We start from the raw sequence: 1,116 nt of genomic DNA on the forward strand, positions 1-1,116 counted from the left end.
ATTGCATATGCGCAGTATGGGGCTGATATTCCGGCAATTGTTCAATTTAACAATTATATTGGTATTCAATTCCATCCTGAAAAAAGCGGTACATATGGGTTACAAATTTTGCGTCAGGCAATACAAGGGGGATTTATAAATGATTGAATTATGGCCAGCGATTGATTTGATTGGGTCAACAAGTGTGAGGTTAACAGAGGGTAAATATGATAGTGAAGAAAAAATGTCGCGTTCGGCTGAAGAAAGTATTGCTTACTATAGTCAATTTGAATGTGTGAATCGTATTCATATCGTCGACTTGATAGGTGCTAAGGCACAGTATGCCCGAGAGTTTGATTATATTAAGTCATTGAGGAGATTAACAACCAAAGATATTGAAGTAGGTGGTGGCATTCGTACGAAGTCACAAATCATGGACTACTTTGCCGCAGGGATTAATTATTGCATAGTTGGAACGAAAGGCATTCAAGATACTGATTGGCTTAAAGAGATGGCACATACATTTCCAGGTCGTATTTATCTGTCAGTTGATGCTTATGGAGAAGATATTAAAGTGAACGGATGGGAAGAGGACACAGAGTTAAATTTATTTAGTTTTGTGAGACAGTTATCGGATATACCTCTTGGAGGCATTATATATACTGATATTGCTAAAGATGGCAAAATGTCCGGACCTAACTTTGAATTAACTGGTCAATTAGTAAAGGCAACGACGATTCCTGTCATTGCTTCCGGTGGTATTAGACATCAGCAAGATATTCAACGATTAGCGTCGCTAAATGTTCACGCTGCTATTATAGGAAAGGCTGCACATCAAGCATCTTTTTGGGAGGGGCTAGAATGATTAAAAAACGTATCATTCCATGTTTAGATGTCAAAGATGGTCGTGTCGTTAAAGGGATTCAATTTAAAGGATTAAGGGATATAGGGAATCCTGTTGATTTAGCAATATATTACAATGAAGCGGGTGCTGATGAATTAGTATTTTTAGACATCTCTAAGACGGAAGAGGGTCATAGCTTAATGCTAGAAGTGATTGAACAGACAGCGTCACGCTTGTTTATCCCTCTTACTGTAGGGGGTGGGATTCAAAGTCTCGATGATATTACCCAATTG

At 38.4% G+C, this 1,116-nt stretch carries 2 protein-coding genes and 1 pseudogene; all 3 read left to right on the forward strand.

Features of this window, described 5'->3' with window-relative positions; translation table 11 throughout:
• Positions 1-147: pseudogene (gene hisH, locus IDG60_RS15415) on the forward strand (imidazole glycerol phosphate synthase subunit HisH); the annotation flags it as partial.
• Positions 140-844, forward strand: coding sequence for a 1-(5-phosphoribosyl)-5-((5-phosphoribosylamino)methylideneamino)imidazole-4-carboxamide isomerase (hisA, locus tag IDG60_RS15420; protein ID WP_000571742.1), 705 nt, complete (start codon positions 140-142; stop codon positions 842-844). The pseudogene hisH and the gene hisA, both read left to right, overlap by 8 nt.
• On the forward strand, positions 841-1,116 hold a 276-nt coding region (locus IDG60_RS15425; protein WP_241013383.1), incomplete at its 3' end, for a HisA/HisF-related TIM barrel protein. The genes hisA and IDG60_RS15425, both read left to right, overlap by 4 nt.

It is taken from the genome of Staphylococcus sp. EG-SA-2, from assembly GCF_017152085.1.